Raw genomic sequence first — 17,398 nt, 5'->3', positions numbered from 1 at the left:
ATAAAAAACCCCGCGTATGAACGCGGGGTTTCTTTTTTACTGCCTGTGGCAGGTGCTGCCGTTATATCTTGCCGAGCAACACCAGAATCAGCAGGATCACCAGGATAGTACCGATGATGCCCGACGGACCGTAGCCCCAGCTGCGCGAGTGAGGGAATACTGGCAGACCGCCGACCAGCAGCAGAATCAGAACGATGATAAGAATAGTGCCGATGCCCATGGGATGAGTTCCTTCTTTGAAATCCAGGTAAATAAAATGCCATTCAGCTTTCCATACCACAGGGTATGAAGTAGATCAGCTTGACGTATCCGACTGCGCTCTTTCGGGAAAGGTTCGGGGTATTTTAAATAAAACCTTACACATTTTAAAAATCATCAAAATCATAGGCTTAGTGTGATTTTTTCCGACAATATATTCGGGTTATTTGCCATTTTTCAGACTAAACGGTCTTAAAAAGAGTTGAACTAAAAAACCGATTGGGTATCCGGGCTACTTCGTGCCCCGATGAAGCGAATACCCGCTGGAGGCGGTGCAGATGGTGTATCGAATGGGCGCAGATGCAGTGGTTGTATTCCACCTGGCTTTTATTCTGTTCGTGTTGTTCGGCGGTCTGCTGGTGCTGAGAAGACCCTGGTTGGCGGTGCTGCATATCCCGGCCATTGCGTGGGGGGCTGCAGTCGAATTCCTGCATCTCTATTGCCCATTGACGCCGTTGGAAAACGCGCTGCGCAGCCGTGCCGGAGAGCAGGGTTATGACGGCGGTTTCGTCGAGCATTACCTGATACCTCTGATCTACCCCGCAGGGCTTACGCCGGATATACAGCTTTGGCTCGGCGGTATCGTCGTGCTGGTCAATGTGTCCGTTTATAGTGCTTTGCTTGTGCGCTGCCTGAGCCGGCTCAAGCGCCCTTGAGGCCGCAGGTTTGCTCCAGTCATTCAGCGCCTTGATGGTGGAGTTACATTGCTTCGGCTGTGTTTACACTCAAGCGACTCCTGCACCTCACAAGGCATTCGGCTATGCATAACCGCATCATGATTACTGGCGCCGGCTCAGGGCTGGGCCGTGAAATGGCACTGCGCTGGGCACGCGAAGGCTGGCGGCTGGCGTTGTCCGATATCAATGATGCCGGTCTGCAGGAGACCCTCAAGAGCGTACGCGAGGCGGGCGGTGACGGCTTCGTCCAGCGCTGCGATGTTCGTGATTACAGCCAGCTCACCGCATTCGCCCAGGCGTGCGAAGAGCGCTTTGGCGGTATCGACGTAATCGTCAACAACGCGGGCGTGGCATCCGGTGGTTTCTTCAACGAGTTGTCACTGGAAGACTGGGACTGGCAGATCGCGATCAATCTTATGGGGGTGGTCAAGGGCTGCAAGGCATTCCTGCCGATGCTGCAGGCGAGCAAGGGCAAGATCATCAACATCGCCTCGATGGCGGCGCTGATGCAGGCACCGGCCATGAGCAACTACAACGTTGCCAAGGCGGGCGTTGTAGCGCTTTCCGAAAGCCTGCTGGTCGAGTTGCGTGATCAGGGTGTCAGCGTGCATGTCGTCTGTCCGTCGTTCTTTCAGACCAACCTGCTGGACTCCTTCCGTGGGCCGACCCCGGCGATGAAAGAGCAGATCGGCAGGCTACTGGAAAAATCACCCATTACCGCTGCCGATATTGCCGAGTGCATCTTCAAACAGGTTGCCCAGGGCGAATTCATGATCCTGCCCCACGAAGAAGGTCAGATGGCCTGGGAACTGAAGCGCAAACAGCCACAGGCGATGTACGAAGAAATGACCATCATGTGCGCGAAGATGCGCGCCAAGGCCCAGAAGGGCAAGTCCTGACTGAGATCATTCCCTACACTCAAGCGCACAGCGTTGTGTGCAACTCCTGAACGTGTTGTTTTCTGCTAGGGTTGCACGCGTCTATCAGCCCTGTTCCGAGAACCTCTCATGCTCAACTATCTGTGGTTCTTCCTCGCCGCCTTGTTCGAGATATTCGGCTGCTACGCCTTCTGGCTGTGGCTGCGGCAGGGCAAGAGTGCCTTGTGGGTCATCCCGGCATTGATCAGCCTGACGGTGTTTGCGCTGCTGCTGACACGAGTGGAAGCTGCATACGCCGGACGTGCCTATGCGGCGTATGGCGGGATCTATATCGTGGCGTCGATTGCGTGGCTGGGGCTGGTCGAGCGAATCAGGCCGCTCGGCACTGACTGGCTCGGGCTGGCGTTTTGTGTTGTGGGTGCAACGATCATTTTATTGGGGCCGCGATGGTCCGCGTCCTGAAAAACTGCCGCTGCCAAGGACTTTTCCTACAGATTTGGCATGAAAGTAAGACATTTCCTTCAGTAGATTCCGGCGACATTGCAGGACGTTACTGATTTGCCATCATCGCATTGAAGCCCGCCTGCGTGCCGTGCAACCTGCCTCTTTTGTGCATGAGAGGGCAGGACGATGCTGGTATTGACGCGGGAAATCGGCGAGAAGTTTTCAATTGGTGATGACATCACCGTGCAGATTCTGGGGATCAACGGCAATCAGGTCAGGCTGGGGATAAGTGCACCCAAGGACATCAAGGTTCATCGCGCAGAAGTTTACAAGCGAATCGCCAACAAGCTTTCCCAGCAAGGCTTGCAGCCACAACAATAGCCGCCGTCCTGGGGGTTATTCAAAAAACTCCTTGGGCACATCGTGCTTGAGCATCAACTGACATTGCTGGCTCTCGAGATCGAAAAAGATCACCGCCTGACCTTTGGTGAGCGCATGTCGCACGCGCAGCACGCGGGTTTGCAGGGGTGTCTCGTCGCCGTTGTCAGTGCCCTCGCGGGTGACAAAGTCTTCGATCAGGCGGGTGAGGGTGTCAGGTTCCAGTTGATCGTAGGGGATGAGCATGGCGTTTCTCTTGTCGATGAGCGGCGATGATAGAACTGCGGTGCCAGGCACCGCAATTCAATTCAGCAGACCTCAAATCTCTTCGCGGTTCTGTCCGATCAGGCTGTCGACAGGTGGCACGCGGGTATCGGATTCCATCTGCGCGTCATGTTCGATCTGATGGCTGAACCGCTCCAGCGAGGACTGGGCCGGTTTGGCATCGCTGGCAAATACCGGCGGGCTGAGAATGTACGCGCCAAGCAGCTTGCTGAGCGCCGCCAGACTGTCGATGTGGGTGCGCTCGTAGCCGTGCGTCGCGTCGCAGCCGAAGGCCAGCAAAGCGGTGCGAATGTCATGGCCTGAAGTGACTGCCGAATGTGCGTCGCTGTAGTAATAACGGAACAGGTCGCGACGGACCGGCAGCTCGTTTTCCACGCCCAGACGCAACAGATGGCGGGACAAGTGATAGTCGTAAGGACCGCCCGAGTCCTGCATGGCCACGCTGACCGCGTGTTCGCTGGAGTGCTGGCCCGGCGCAACCGGAGCGATGTCGATACCGACAAATTCGCTCACGTCCCAAGGCAGTACGCCCGCCGCACCTGTGCCGGTCTCTTCGGTGATGGTGAACAGCGGGTGGCAGTCGATCAACGGCTCGGCGCCACTTTCGACGATCGATTTGAGCGCCGCCAGCAACGCCGCGACGCCAGCCTTGTCGTCCAGATGGCGCGCACTGATGTGGCCGCTTTCGGTGAACTCTGGCAGTGGATCAAAGGCCACGAAGTCGCCGATGCCGATACCCAGCGATTCACAGTCGGCGCGCGTGGTGCAATAAGCATCCAGACGCAATTCGACGTGGTCCCAGCTGATCGGCATTTCATCCACGGCGGTATTGAATGCATGACCGGAGGCCATCAGCGGCAGAACGCTGCCACGGATGACGCCTGTGTCGGTGAACACGCTGACACGACTGCCCTCGGCAAAGCGGCTCGACCAGCAGCCGACTGCGGCCAGTGCCAGACGACCATTTTCCTTGACCTCGCGAACGCTGGCGCCAATGGTGTCCAGGTGCGCCGATACTGCGCGGTCAGGGCTGTTCTGTTTGCCCTTCAGCGTCGCGCGAATCGTGCCGCGCCGGGTCAGCTCGAACGGGATGCCGAGTTCTTCCAGACGCTCGGCCACGTAACGCACGATGGTGTCGGTAAAGCCCGTAGGGCTAGGAATCGCGAGCATTTCCAACAGAACTTTCTGCAGGTACTTCAGATCCGGATCGGGAATGGTTGCAGTGGTCATGAATGCTCCTTATGGAGCAGTTGCAAGTCACAGGCTGCGAGGGTTGAAACCCTGTATTGCAGCCTGTTGCTCGCAGCTGCGATCAGATATGCACAGGCAAACTGTGCGGAAACAGCAGATCGACGAAGCGTTCGGCAGTGGGTTGCGGTTCATGGTTAGCCAGCCCGACACGCTCATTGGCTTCAATGAACACGTACTCGGGCTGATCGGCGGCAGGCACCATCAGGTCCAGGCCGACTACCGGAATGTCCAGCGCCCGCGCTGCACGCACAGCGGCGTCGCTGAGCACCGGGTGCAGAATGGCCGTGACGTCTTCGAGGCAGCCGCCGGTGTGCAGGTTGGCAGCGCGGCGTACGGCAAGGCGTTGGTCCATCGGCAAGATATCGGCATAGTCGTAACCGGCTTCGCGCACCGTGCGCTCGGTTTCCTGGTCCATAGGAATACGGCTCTCGCCATCGGTTGCAGCGGCACGGCGGCGACTTTGTGCTTCGATCAGTTGCTTGATGGTGTGACGACCATCACCGATGATCTCTGCCGGGCGACGTATCGCCGCGGCCACCACCTGAAAACCGATCACGACGATGCGCAGGTCCAGGCCTTCGTGGAAGCTTTCCAGAATCACCCGGCTGTCAAACTGGCGCGCCTGCTCGATGGCGCTCTGCACGTCTTCGATCGTGCGCAGGTCAACCGCAACGCCCTGGCCTTGCTCGCCATCCAGCGGTTTGACCACCACTTGCTTGTGCTGGTCAAGAAACGCATGGTTGTCTGCCTCGTCGCCCGCGCGTTGTTGTGCCGGCAAGCGCAGCCCGGCGGCCTTCAATGCCCGGTGTGTCAGGCTCTTGTCCTGGCAAAGGGTCATGCTGACAGCGCTCGTCAGATCGCTCAGCGACTCCCGGCAACGAATTCGCCGACCGCCGTAGCAGAGCGTGAACAGACCGGCATCCGCATCGTCCACCTGCACATCAATGCCGCGGCGATGGGCTTCCTCGACGATGATTCGCGCATACGGATTGAATTCCGCCTGCGGGCCCGGGCCGAGGAACAGCGATTCATTGATGCCGTTCTTGCGCTTGATGGCGAAGGTCGGCAGGTTGCGAAAATTCAGCTTGGCGTACAGCGCCTTGGCCTGCTCGTTGTCGTGCAACACCGACAGATCGAGATAGCTCAGGCCGCGACTCATGAAATGCTCGATCAAGTGACGAACCAGCACTTCGCCGACGCCTGGGCGTGTGCATTGCGGGTCAACGGCTAGGCACCACAGGCTGCTGCCTTTTTCCGGGTCGTTGAACGCTTTTTGATGGTTGAGGCCCATGACGCTGCCGATGATCGTGTTGCTGCCTTCGTCCTCAGCCACCCAGTACACCGGGCCGCCCTGGTGACGCGGGGTCAGCAGGGCAGGGTCGATAGGCAACATGCCGCGCGCCAGATACAGATTGTTGATGGCCTGCCAGTCCGCTTCGTTGTGCGCCCGACGAATTCGATAACCACGGAACACCCGCTGCGCCGGACGATAGTCGCTGAACCACAGGCGCAACGTGTCCGAGGGGTCGAGAAACAGCTGCTGCGGCGCTTGCGCCAGTACCTGCTGTGGCGCGGCCACGTACAAGGCAATGTCGCGTTCGCCAGCTTTCTCGTTGAGCAGGTCCTGCGCCAGCGCTGCCGGATCAGGGTAAGTGTGACCGATCAGCAAGCGCCCCCAGCCACAATGCAGCGCCAGAGGCTCTGCATCGATCTGGCTGCCATCTTCGGCGAGGCGCGCTTGCAGGCGTTCATACGAGGGCGACTGTCCGCGCAACAGGCGTTGGCTATAAGTCGTCGCGTTCTGTTTCATTAATCACAGTCCTTGTTCGCTGAGCCACAGGTTCAGCGCAGCCAGCTGCCACAACTTGGAGCCGCGTAGCGGCGTCAGCTGGCCTTCCGGGTTGCTCAGCAGTTTGTCGACCATGGCCGGGTTGAACAGGCCGCGGTCTTGACTCGGATCGGTTAACAGCTGACGCACCCAATCAAGGGTATCGCCTTGCAAATGCTTGAGGCCGGGCACCGGGAAGTAACCCTTCTTGCGGTCGATCACTTCCGAGGGAATAACCATGCGCGCCGCTTCTTTCAGCACTTGTTTGCCACCGTCCGGCAGCTTGAACTTGCCGGGGATGCGCGCAGACAGCTCAACCAGGCGATAGTCGAGAAACGGCGTACGCGCTTCCAGGCCCCAGGCCATGGTCATGTTGTCGACACGTTTGACCGGGTCGTCGACCAACATCACTGTGCTGTCCAGGCGCAAGGCCTTGTCGACCGCTGCGCTGGCTCCCGCCTGTGCGAAATGATCGCGAACGAAATCACCGGCAGCGTCGTTAGCCGTGCGCCATTTCGGCTGTACGGTTTCGGCGTATTCGGCGTAGCTGCGGTCAACGAATGCATCGCGATAGGCCGGTACCGGGTCACTTGCACCATCCACTTGCGGGTACCAGTGGTAACCGGCAAACAGTTCGTCGGCGCCCTGGCCGCTCTGTACCACCTTGCAATGCTTGGCCACTTCACGCGACAGCAGGTAGAAAGCGATGCAGTCATGGCTGACCATCGGTTCGCTCATGGCGCGGAACGCCGCTGGCAACTGCTCGATGATCTCGCTTTCCTGGATGCGCAACTGATGGTGACGCGTGCCGTAATGCTTGGCGATCAGGTCGGAATACTGAAATTCGTCGCCACGCTCGCCACCGGCATCCTGAAAGCCGATAGAGAAGGTCGACAGGTCCTCGACGCCCACTTCGCGCAGCAGACCGACCAGCATGCTGGAGTCCACACCACCTGAAAGCAGCACGCCCACATCCACCGCTGCACGCTGACGGATAGCCACCGCTTCGCGCGTGCTGTCCAGCACGCGATCGCGCCAGTCTTCGAGGGTCAGGTTTTTTTCGTCTTCATGTGGGCCGTAAGGCAGGGTCCACCAGACTTTCTGCTCGACCTTGCCGCTGGCGTCGATGCGCATCCAGCTGGCTGGCGGAAGTTTTTCGACACCGGCCAGCAACGTGCGCGGTGCAGGCACCACAGCATGGAAGTTGAGGTAATGATTGAGCGCCACCGGATCAAGCATCCCGCTGATGTCGCCGCCCTTGAGCAGGGCTGGCAGCGAGGACGCGAAGCGCAGGCGCTTGTCGGTCTTGGACAGGTACAACGGCTTGACGCCGAGGCGGTCACGGGCGATGAACAGCTGCTTGCTGTCGCGCTCCCAGATGGCAAAGGCAAACATGCCATTGAGCTTGGGCAGCATGTCTGCGCCCCACGCGTGATAACCCTTGAGCAGTACCTCGGTGTCGCCACCGGAATGAAACTGATAGCCAAGGTTTTCCAGCTCGGCGCGCAATTCCGGGAAGTTATAAATAGCGCCATTGAAAGCCATCGACAGGCCAAGGTTGCCGTCGATCATCGGCTGCGCCGAGCCGTCCGACAGGTCCATGATCTTCAGTCGGCGATGACCAAGGGCAACTGGCCCCTGGCTGTGAAACCCCCACGCATCCGGGCCGCGAGGCGCCAGCTCATGGGTAATTCGTTCAACCGCGGCGAGGTCCGCTGGTTGATGGTCAAAACGTAGCTCACCTGCTAATCCGCACATAAGTCCTTACCGGGTTTCCGTTGGGGAGGTGACTGAGGAAGTGCAGTCACCCAGAAACTGACCTAGCAAGGGCGGGGTAGTTTTAGATCAAAAAGTTATAAGCCTTTGGGATTGGTCTCTTGCTGTAGCCCGGCGTGTGCGACTGGACCTATCAGAATTGCCAGTGATGGGTCGATGGCCGGGCAGCGCATGATTCAGCCAACGACACCCACAGCTACCAGGAAGGGAGATGTGCAATGGACGCAAACACTTGGGTTTCGATGAGAGAAATCAACTCTGAGCGGGACTTGGTCGCAGGGGAGAACCTGCAGGTCACTCTTGTCGATACCGCGACGGGGGAGCCGGTAGAAACCGTGCGGTTCTCCCCGACGCCTGCGGTGGGGCAGTACAACTGGACGAAAGCTTTCGCAGATTACATCAATGCCACGGCTACGCACCTGCGTGCAGGCGTCCAGCAGACCGACGGGACATTCGAGACCGAGCACAGCAGTTATTTGAATAAAATATGGACAGACTCAGCGAGTGCACGAGTTGCGCTTACCAGTGCGTGCCGTTTCAGTCAGTGGTCGGATCTTTATACCGTCAATTCGGTAGGCGCGTTGCCTGAAGGCACAACGATCACCTGCCGTCTTCTCAACAAGTCGACAGGCGACGTCTACCAGACCGTCCAATGCCATATCCCGATTGAGCGTTTGGGAAAATATTGGTGGCCTGCCTATTTGAGCGAGACGATAAACAGCAGAGGAGAGTTATTACGTGCCGGAGAAAAGGATAACGCCCAGAAAACGTTCGTTCCAATTGGCAGCAGTTTTCGTAACCACCTTTGGGCTCCGGCCGGATCACCGCTGACGCTTGAATTCGATTTCGGCTTCTCGCCAGCCGCATTGGCAAGTGCCGCGCAGGTATTCAAGCGTCTTAGTGATCAGATACCGAAGTCTATTCCGTCTCAGAAGGACATAGACGCCTGGTTGACTGGTTTTTCTGACGGTAAGTTTCGAGACATCACCTACCCCGCGCCAGGTTCGGAAGTCGGTGATATCAGTGGGCTCAATCTGCATCTGGACAGGGCCTTCAGAATCGCCTGCTATCTTTTCAGTCAGGCAGCTGCATCGCCTGCGCATTATCTGTCTCATGCGCTGGCAGCACTGAACTTTTACGCCCGGCAGGGCTACAACATCAGCTGGTGGAATCGACAGATTGGCCTTGCCAAAAAGGCTGGCCGCGCGGCTGTACTGCTCGCCAAGCATTTGACCGGCTCAGAGCTGATTGAGCAGTTCATTCCCTACGCCATGAAGACTACAAACACGTATGCCTACACCCAGACTGGCGCCAATCTGGCTGACTTTGCGTCCGTTCAGATTCTGTGGAGTGTCAGCGCGTGGAAGAACTCCGGGCAGGGCAACTATTTACTGTATCTGCGTGCTGCGGCAGATGTGCTGTCCGGGCTGTGCCTGCCAGTCGAACGCGAGGGCAAGGAGCATGGAGAAGGGGTAAGCGTGGATTACGCTATCAATCAACACAATGCCCGTAATGGCAGTCAGTACTGCATGCAGCTCTATTCAGGATCCTATGGAGCTGAGTTGTTGAACAGAATAGTTGAAGGTTCTGCGGTGCTGGTCAACGAGTTTTCACTTACAACGACTGCACTGTCTGAGTTGGTAAATGTTGTGGTGGAGGGCATGGGCTGGATGGGTTACGCCAGCCATATGGATTTTCACGTCAATGGTAGGGCGATCAGTCGCGGTATTGCTTTCAATGCTCACATTGCGAAATGGGCTGAAGCACTGTTGCCCGTAGCTGATACTGCCAACAAAGAAGCACTTGATGAACTGATTCGACGCACGAGTGGCGATGAATCGAAAAATCAGCACTACAGAGGTGGACGTCTTTTTTGGGTCAATGACTATTTGGCCCATATAGGCTCGCAATACTGTGTGTGGGCCAAGGCGATTTCCACTCGTACAGTGGGTGGAGAAAGTGGCAATGGCGAGAATCCGAAAGGTTATTACATGGGCGCTGGCACTTATTTTCTGAGTCATCACGGCAAGGAATATGAGGGAATCCAGCCTGTCTGGGACTGGCAACGTCTGCCGGGGACGACGGTCGAGCAAGTTGCGGATTTCAAATGGCCCAATACTGATTGGGGGGTAAACATGTGGGGATCTCACGACTTTGCAGGAGGCGTGAGTGATGGAAAGAGAACCGTTCTGTCCATGGAGTTGTCCAGAAAAAACGTGACTCATGCCTATAAGACAGTCATGGCGACCGATGATCGTGTGACCTGCCTGGGGACTGGAATTGATACTCGCTCTGCCGTGTTCCCGGTGGTTACCTGTGTTAATCAGTGCATTGCGCGCGGTCCGGTGAGGTACCTGACGATCGACGATCATGAGCATACACTTGAACAGGGTTCGCTGACGGCTGACAATATCCGAGCGGTTTACCACGATGGTTTCGTCTATACGCTTGGTTTTTTCTGGTCTCGCCCCAGCGTGACTATCGAGGTGAAAAACCGAAGTGGTGCGTGGTCTGACATTAATATCAACGGCTCCCCCGATACCGTGACACTGCCGGTTTTTTCGCTTTGTATCAATCATGAAAAAGGTGAAAACGGCTTTTACCACTATAGCGTCAGTCCTTCAGAAGATCTCTCGGGCAAGGCGCTCCTGGCAACAGCTAGCGTACTCGAAGCCGGCATTGCCGATGTGCACATCGGGGCCGATGGCGAGGCTGTAATGGTGAGTTGTTTCGATGTGGAGTCAACGCGCAGAGGTGTGCAGGAAGCCAGCCATGGCCTCTATCCGGAACAACCTTGCGTCTATATTGCAGAACTACAGGACACGCAGGTTAAATTGACTTGCGCCGACCCCACGCAAACCTTGGAAAACTTGTCATTTGTCGTCAAGGCAGATGAACAGGGCACGCCATTGGTGCGGCTGGTAGTCAGCCTGCCGCAAGGTGATGAACGAGGGCGCTCTGTGACGGTTAACTTCCTGATTGATTAGTTGGTATCCGCGAGGAGACGTGACGGGAATCAATAGCCCGTCATCTCCAGATACCCGACTCCCTCCTGACTACCGCTGAACCTCACCGGCCCTTCCCAGTAGGGAATACTTGTGCCCATCCAGGCCTTGGGGTTCAGCGCTTCGGTGGTAATGCTCAGGTTTTTGCCAGGTATGCTGATCGCCCAGCGAGTGGGTACCTGATGGTCACCGATCGAGGTGGTGTCGAGTGGTTCAAGGCTGATTTCATTGGCGTGCAGCAACGTTGTCGTGCCATCGGCGCTGATCCAGTTGCCGGTCAGGTAGGGCGTGCCATCCTTGTGGCGGATGCGGTAGAGCATCAAGCGGTCGCCATTGGCCAGTTGCAGGGAGAACCAGTCCCAGCCGCTCTGGTTGGCGGTCAATGGCTGACTGCTCCATTCCCGGTCCAGCCAGGCGTTACCGGTGACCTGATAGGTTTTTCCTTCAATTGCCACACTACCTTTGGCGTCGAAGAAAGGCTGGCTGTAATAGTAGGAAGCCTGGCCTGCTTCGGATTTCTGGCTGTAGCCCTTTTCGCCCTGTAACACCAGCGGCTTACTGGAGGTCAGGTGCAGGTCGTAGCGGAAGTCCTTGCCGCTGGCCTTGAGTTGCATCGAGGCGAGCGGGTCTGCGGTTTGAGCATTGCTGGTGAATGCCCAATCGTCGATCCACGCCGAGAAGGGCGCCGACGTCACGTTTGCCTGGCCGACTCCACCCCGTGCGTAACGCTCTGCCACGTAATGGCCGCTGCTCGATGTGGCTGCTGCGTGGCCCAGCCATATCGTGCCTTCATTCCAGCCACTGCCGGTGTGTGTGCCGGGTCGCAGGGCGCTGCGGAACAAGGTCCACTGCACACCGAATTGGCGGCCTGCATCGTCCTTCAAGGTGGCTGTGATGTACCACCATTCGATGCGAAAGCCGGGGTGCTGGCCGTGGTCCTCGGGGAATGAAAAGACCTTGCCCGGCGTGACCTGCGTGTATGCGTCGGCTTCATTGCCCAGTCCGGCGAAGCCGCTTTCGGGTTGCTGTTTGTCATCGCAGGCCGCGAGCAGCACCGCGACCGCCAGTGGCATCATCCACTTAATGTTCATTGGCGAATGTCCGCAGTAAATCCGCAGGTCGGCTGCGGTACAGCTTCAGCAGCGGCCAGGCTGAGGCCAGTAAAGTCGCCAGCATCGCCAGCGCCATGAGTTGCAGCAGTTGCATCGGAAACACCTGCAACGGCAGGCGCCAGCCAAAGGCCCGAACGTTGATGACCGCGTCCAGACACCATGCCAGCATCAGGCCCAACGGCAGCGCGAGCACCAGGGTCAGTACCGCCAGCAGCCAGGTCTGCCCCAGATTGAGCAGCATCAATTGCCGCCGCGTCACGCCCAGAGCCCACAACGGTGCGAGCTGTCCGAGGCGGCTCTGGCTCTGGGTCAGCAGGCTGATGAACAATGCTATTCCGGCCACGCCGAGTGTCAGACTGTTGAGCGCAGCGGTGGCCGCAAACGTGCGCTCGAACACCTGACTGGACCAGCCTTTGAGCTGGCTCTGATCAATGATGTGGTTGTCGTCCAGCGTGAAGTTGTCCTGCAATCTGCTGATCAGTGGAGGCGTCGCCGCCCGGTCGATCCTCAGGTTGAAGCGAACCGGCGTCAGTTGCGGCCAATGAGTGAGCAGGTGTTTTGAGTTCACCAGCAAGTGGCCCTTGGGATTGCCGTAGTCGGCGTAGATCCCGACGATACGCACAGGCCACTGACCGTTGGGTATCGGGATGTTCAGCGTATCGTCCAGCCGCGCACCGAGACGGCGCGCGAGCTGTTCGCTGAGCATTACGCTGTCCTCGTCGCGCAACAGATCCCACGGATCGCCCGCGACGGATTCGAGCAGTTTCCAGTGCTGGCGATAAGTACTGTGATCGATCACGCCAAACAGATCGGCGGGCCAGCCCTGGACCTGTACCGGCACCTGCCAGTTAGGCAGCACTGCGCTGATATCCGCTTGCTGGTTCAGCCAGGCTTGCAAGGGTTTGGCCTGCGCCGGATCTTGTGGGCTGACGTACAACTCGGCAGTCAGGCGTTGCTCCAGCCAGCTGTTGAAGGTCTCCCTAAAGCCCGATGTCATGCTGCCTGCGCCGATATTGGCAGCCATTGCCAGCAACAGCGCCATCAGCGCCAGGCTCAACGCTGGCAATTGCTGACGGCAGTCGGCGAGAAACCATTGTCCCAGCGCCGAGCGACTGCGCCGTAGCAGGCTGCCGAGCATGGCATCCAGCAGCACGGGAAGGCCCAGCGCAGCACTGAGCAACAGCGCGGACATCATCACAAAACCCAGCATCAGCGTGTTGCCGAACAGCAAGGCCGCCAAGGCAACTGCTGCTCCTATTGCCGCCACCCAGGCTTGCCTGCGCAGCCAGCGCGCATGGGCCTGTTGCCAGGCTTGGGCATTGGCGAGCGCCAATAGCGGCAGCCGTGCGGCGCGCAGCAGGCTGTTGGCACCGGCCAGCAACGCGCCAAGCAGGCTCAGGCCTATTCCGCTCAGCCACCACCATAGGCTCAGGTTCAATTGACCGGCGACTTCAGCCCCGTACAGGCCTCTCAGGCTGGCCGCGACATCCGGCAGCAGCATACTGGCCAGCAAATAGCCGCTGACCACGCCAAAAATGCCGCCCAGCAAAGCCAATGCGCCCAGCTCAACGCTCAGCGCGGTAATCAGCAAACGAGCGCTGACCCCGCAGGCGCGCAGGTTGCGCAGCAGGCCCCGACGCTGTTCCAGTGCCAGGCCAATGGCGGCATGGACGATGAACAGCCCGACGATGAATGACAGCACACCCAGCGCATTCAGATTCAGGTGAAAGCTTTCGGTCAGACGCTCGAGGTTGTTCTCCTCACCGCTTTTCCTGATCACCAGCAGGTTGCTCAGGGCGGAAGGAAGCGTGGGGCTGCGGGCTGCAAAGTCCTTGGCCAGCAGCATGCGCGACAACTGTCCGGGCTGGCCCAGCAATGCTTGTGCAAAGCCGATATCGGTGAGTAACACGCCCGGCGCCATGTCTGGCTTGGCGCGCAGCGGAGGCAGCGCGGTGCCGTTTTCGGTAAGCGGCTGCTGGCCTTCCTGCAGCCCCAATGCCTGCAGCGTCTGCGGCGCGATCCAGGTCATGCCCGGTGGCGTGAGGAAGTCGACGATTTGGTTCGAATCCAGTGTTTGCCCGGCCAGTGCCGAGCCTTGGGGCAACGTCACCGGCTCGATGCCCATCAGTTGCAGACGACTGTATTGCGCGTCCTTGAGCACGATTCGCCCTTGCAGCGCGGGCGACACCGGCCAACCTTCACGGCGCAACTGGATGAACAGGTCCTGAGCAAACAGTCCGCCGCCGGTCGCTGTAATGCTGGTCTGCGGTTCGCCGCCGATCAATTGGCTGGCTCGCTGGTAGCTTTCTCGCGCCTGACTGTTGAGCGCCTGTACGCCGGTCAGCAACGCGGTGGCCAGCCAAAGGCCCGTCAACACGCTGAAAAACTGCACTGGATGCCTTCGCCAATGGCTCAGTAACGCACGCAGGGTCCAGTAGAAAACCCGCATCTCAGCGCTCGCCTTCGGTTGCCAGGCGACCATGATGCAACACCACCTGTCGCGCCAGGCGTTCGGCGACTCGCGGGCTGTGGGTGACCATCAGCAGGCTGGTGGTGCTGTCACCGAGCAGGTCCAGCAGCAGTTGCAGCACTTCGTCACTGGTGGCCTCATCAAGATTGCCGGTGGGTTCGTCGGCCAGCAACAGGCCTGGCCGTGAAGCGAGGGCGCGACCGATGGCGACACGCTGCTGCTGGCCGCCGGACAACTGTTCAGGGTAACGGTCAAGGAGCTCGCCGAGCCCGAGTCGCTCGGTCAATTGTGCCTGCCAGACGGGGTCGTGGCGCCCTGCCAGTCGTGCCTGGAACGCCAGATTGTCAGCTATTTTCAGGCTGCCGATCAGGTTGAACTGCTGAAACACCAGGCCGATTTCTGTACGTCGCCAGTTGGCCAGCTGGCTTTCGCTCATCAGGTCCAGACGCTGGCCTGCGACCTCGATAGTGCCGCCATCGACCTGATCCAGCCCCGCCACCAGATGCAATAGCGTGCTTTTGCCACTACCGGACTCACCCATCAACGCGAGGCTCTCGCCCTTCTCAAGATACAGATCAACACCCCGCAAGACATTCAGTGGTCCTTGTGCCGTGGTGTAGCGCTTGGTTACGTTTCGCACTTGCAGCATGTGTGGCTCAACTGTTCTGACTGAGTTCAAAGAGTAGCGCCTGAGCGCGTGCGCGTCGCGGCAGATGAGAATATCGTGCGACGCCCCGCATCGTCATGCCGTTCAGAACACTCTGCGTCCTGCTTTCGACGTAGAGCCTGGAGAGCTGCATTCCCGCGCTGAAGCGCAGGGAACGATAATCTCAACCATTGCGCGGATGCTCCACGTTAGTCCTGCTTTTCAGGCCTATCAGGGCTTGTGTATAACGCTTCGCATTGGCATGGGCACCATGAAGCTACTTCCCGCCACCGCGAATAATCCCGCGCAGGGCGAAGCGGTTGGGGTGACACGCCTCGGCTACGCTGCGTGGCAAGGGCAGGGGCTCGTTGTCGACCCAGGCGGCGATCAGTTCGGCCGACAGCGGTGCCGTAATCAAACCGCGTGAGCCGTGGCCGCTGTTGACGTACAGGCCGTCCAGCCACGGGCAATCTATATCAGGTACTTGCCGTGCATCCTTGCCCAGCGCCGCGTACGCCTGCATAAATGCTTCGCGATCGGCCAGCGGGCCGACGATGGGCAGGTAATCGGGGCTGGTGCAACGAAACGCAGCCCGACCGCGCAATTGCTGCGCAGGCATGTCCGCTGTCTCAAGGCGAGACGCCAGGTCTGCGGAAATTTCCTGCAGCAGTGTCAGGTTGCCTGCGTGATCCGCCAGATTGGGGGTGAGATCAATGCTGTTGAAATCAAAACTGGCCCCTAACGTGTGTTCGCCCAGCCGTGCCGGCGCGACATAACCTTCGGCGCACACCACGCTGCGCAATGCAGCACTTGCGTCGGTTTGCGCCAAGCTCGTGATCTGACCGCGAATGCGCTTGAGCGGCAAGTCGGCGCTCTGCGAAAACTGCTTGATGTCAGCCGCCCCGGCCAACACCACAACGGGTGCGCTGTCGATCAGTTGCTCGTCACCCCAAACCTGCCATTGATCATCGACACGCTTTAACGCCAGCGCCTGATGATGGGCGATCAGACGGATATTCAGGTGTTGTACCTGTGCCTGACACAACGCAGGCGGGTGGACCCAGCCGCCCTCGGGATAAAACAGTCCACCGCTGTCGAGCGCAATGCCGCTTTGCGCTTCGGCTGCGGGGCGATCAAGCAAGTGCAACAGCGATTCCGGGAAGGCTTCGGCCAGTTGCTTCTGGCGCAGCGCCTCCTTGTCGTCGAAGGTCAGCTGCAGCACGCCGCAAGCGTCCCAGTCCACACCTCGTTGCAGGAGTTCAAGCAGCCTGCGCGTGTGACCAAAACCACTCAGGATAAGCTGTGACAGCGCCGTGCCGTGCGCCGACAGCTTCAGGTACAGCACGCCTTGCGGGTTGCCGGAGGCCTCCTGAGCCGGTGCAGCATGGCGTTCCAGCAGGCTGACCTGCCAGCCGCGTTGCGCAAGACTCTGCGCAGTTGCGCACCCAGCCAGCCCGGCGCCGATCACCAGCGCTTTGCGCTCCCGTGCAATCAACGCAGGGCGGGCGAACCAGGGTTTGGCGGCGGGGGGCGGCGTGACGTCTTCTGGCGTGGCAATGAACGCACCGCGCAGCACTTCCCACTTGTGGCCGATTCCCGGCACGCGCTTCATCTTGAAACCTGCCGCGTTCAGCGAGCGCCGCACCCAGCCGGTACTGGTGAACGTGCCGATGGTGGTGGCAGGTGCAGACAGCTGGGCCAGTTCGGCAAACAGTTCCGGGGTCCACATTTCAGGGTTTTTCGCCGGGGCGAAGCCATCGAGAAACCAAGCATCGATCTGCCCGTCCAGTTGCGGCAGCATCTGCAAGGCATCACCGATCAGCAGCGTCAGGGTGACACGTCCGCCATCGAAGACCAGGCGCTGAAAACCCTCATGTATCGCAACATATTGCTCAAGCAACGGCTGGGCGACGCTCGACAGTTCCGGCCATAGCGCAAGCGCCCGTTGCAGGTCGGCGCGGCTCAGCGGGTACTTCTCGACGCTGACAAAATGCAGCCGTGCATCGGCTGGCGCGCACTCGTCGAACAACTGCCAGGTACAGAGAAAATTCAGGCCCGTGCCAAAGCCGGTCTCACCAATCACCATTCGCCCGCCAGCCGGTAACTCGGCGAAACGCCGCCGCAGGTCGTTTTGCACCAGAAACACATGGCGTGTCTCGTCCAGGCCGGATTCGGTGGAAAAATACACGTCGGAAAAGTCGCGGGAACGCGGGTTGCCGTGTTCGTCCCAGTCGATCTGGGCGTGGCGGGTAATAGTCATGTCGGGCTCAGCGGAGGCAGTGGCTGTATTTTAGCCGTCTGCGCGGATAAAAGTGCTATCAAGGCTGCGCGGATTGACCGATGCCCCTGATCAGTGGTCACAATCACCATTGGGGCGTTCATTGAGCCAC

At 59.0% G+C, this 17,398-nt stretch carries 14 protein-coding genes; 5 read left to right on the top strand and 9 right to left on the bottom strand.

Features of this window, described 5'->3' with window-relative positions:
* Window positions 1–61 precede the first annotated feature (61 nt).
* The gene (locus I9H09_RS17555) at window positions 62–220 is read right to left on the bottom strand and encodes a DUF3309 family protein (protein ID WP_002552554.1); all 159 of its coding nucleotides are present in this window, start codon (window positions 218–220) and stop codon (window positions 62–64) included.
* Window positions 221–536: 316 nt separating this feature from the next.
* Between I9H09_RS17555 and I9H09_RS17550 the strand changes: the two genes are divergently transcribed.
* From I9H09_RS17550 to csrA, 4 genes are all read left to right on the top strand, one after another.
* The gene (locus tag I9H09_RS17550) at window positions 537–914 is read left to right on the top strand and encodes a DUF2784 domain-containing protein (protein ID WP_005889569.1); all 378 of its coding nucleotides are present in this window, start codon (window positions 537–539) and stop codon (window positions 912–914) included.
* A gap of 104 nt (window positions 915–1,018) precedes the next feature.
* Complete coding sequence (locus I9H09_RS17545; protein WP_024669952.1) at window positions 1,019–1,834, top strand: SDR family oxidoreductase; 816 nt, start codon at window positions 1,019–1,021, stop codon at window positions 1,832–1,834.
* Window positions 1,835–1,942: 108 nt separating this feature from the next.
* Window positions 1,943–2,275: a YnfA family protein gene (locus I9H09_RS17540; protein ID WP_054989023.1), complete on the top strand. Its 333-nt coding sequence runs from the start codon at window positions 1,943–1,945 to the stop codon at window positions 2,273–2,275.
* Between the two features lie 168 nt (window positions 2,276–2,443).
* Window positions 2,444–2,638 carry a carbon storage regulator CsrA gene (csrA, locus tag I9H09_RS17535; protein WP_024669951.1) on the top strand — a complete coding sequence of 65 codons (195 nt, stop codon included), beginning with the start codon at window positions 2,444–2,446 and terminating at the stop codon, window positions 2,636–2,638.
* 15 nt (window positions 2,639–2,653) lie between these two features.
* Here csrA and I9H09_RS17530 read toward each other — a convergent pair whose 3' ends face one another.
* The 4 genes from I9H09_RS17530 to I9H09_RS17515 all read right to left on the bottom strand — a co-directional run bounded on the left by I9H09_RS17530 (window position 2,654) and on the right by I9H09_RS17515 (window position 7,757).
* Complete coding sequence (locus I9H09_RS17530) at window positions 2,654–2,881, bottom strand: YheU family protein (protein ID WP_003314533.1); 228 nt, start codon at window positions 2,879–2,881, stop codon at window positions 2,654–2,656.
* A 72-nt stretch (window positions 2,882–2,953) separates the two neighbouring features.
* Complete coding sequence (locus I9H09_RS17525) at window positions 2,954–4,150, bottom strand: osmoprotectant NAGGN system M42 family peptidase (protein WP_005889575.1); 1,197 nt, start codon at window positions 4,148–4,150, stop codon at window positions 2,954–2,956.
* A gap of 82 nt (window positions 4,151–4,232) precedes the next feature.
* Window positions 4,233–5,981, bottom strand: a complete 1,749-nt coding sequence (gene ngg / locus I9H09_RS17520) for an N-acetylglutaminylglutamine synthetase (protein WP_054997404.1) — start codon at window positions 5,979–5,981, stop codon at window positions 4,233–4,235.
* A gap of 3 nt (window positions 5,982–5,984) precedes the next feature.
* Window positions 5,985–7,757, bottom strand: a complete 1,773-nt coding sequence (locus I9H09_RS17515; protein ID WP_122346749.1) for an N-acetylglutaminylglutamine amidotransferase — start codon at window positions 7,755–7,757, stop codon at window positions 5,985–5,987.
* Between the two features lie 236 nt (window positions 7,758–7,993).
* On the opposite strand from I9H09_RS17515, the gene I9H09_RS17510 reads away from it, so the two are divergent.
* Entirely contained in the window at window positions 7,994–10,762 is a 2,769-nt protein-coding gene (locus I9H09_RS17510; RefSeq protein WP_183142418.1) for a polysaccharide lyase family 8 super-sandwich domain-containing protein, read from the top strand.
* A gap of 29 nt (window positions 10,763–10,791) precedes the next feature.
* On the opposite strand, the gene I9H09_RS17505 is transcribed toward I9H09_RS17510, so the two are convergent.
* From I9H09_RS17505 to mnmC, 4 genes are all read right to left on the bottom strand, one after another.
* Window positions 10,792–11,871, bottom strand: a complete 1,080-nt coding sequence (locus I9H09_RS17505; protein WP_122346750.1) for a lipocalin-like domain-containing protein — start codon at window positions 11,869–11,871, stop codon at window positions 10,792–10,794.
* Window positions 11,861–14,341 (bottom strand): ABC transporter permease, encoded by a 2,481-nt coding sequence (locus tag I9H09_RS17500; protein ID WP_122346758.1) that lies wholly within the window; start codon window positions 14,339–14,341, stop codon window positions 11,861–11,863. Before I9H09_RS17500 ends, I9H09_RS17505 begins: the two co-directional genes overlap by 11 nt.
* Before the next feature lies 1 nt (window position 14,342).
* Complete coding sequence (locus tag I9H09_RS17495) at window positions 14,343–15,011, bottom strand: ABC transporter ATP-binding protein (protein WP_122325130.1); 669 nt, start codon at window positions 15,009–15,011, stop codon at window positions 14,343–14,345.
* A 274-nt stretch (window positions 15,012–15,285) separates the two neighbouring features.
* Window positions 15,286–17,268 (bottom strand): bifunctional tRNA (5-methylaminomethyl-2-thiouridine)(34)-methyltransferase MnmC2/FAD-dependent 5-carboxymethylaminomethyl-2-thiouridine(34) oxidoreductase MnmC1, encoded by a 1,983-nt coding sequence (gene mnmC, locus I9H09_RS17490; RefSeq protein WP_122346751.1) that lies wholly within the window; start codon window positions 17,266–17,268, stop codon window positions 15,286–15,288.
* Window positions 17,269–17,398: the final 130 nt, after the last annotated feature.

The organism is Pseudomonas tremae, from assembly GCF_023278125.1.
GTDB classification, from domain to species: domain Bacteria; phylum Pseudomonadota; class Gammaproteobacteria; order Pseudomonadales; family Pseudomonadaceae; genus Aquipseudomonas; species Aquipseudomonas tremae.
This window is presented reverse-complemented; position numbering and strand designations above follow the sequence as displayed.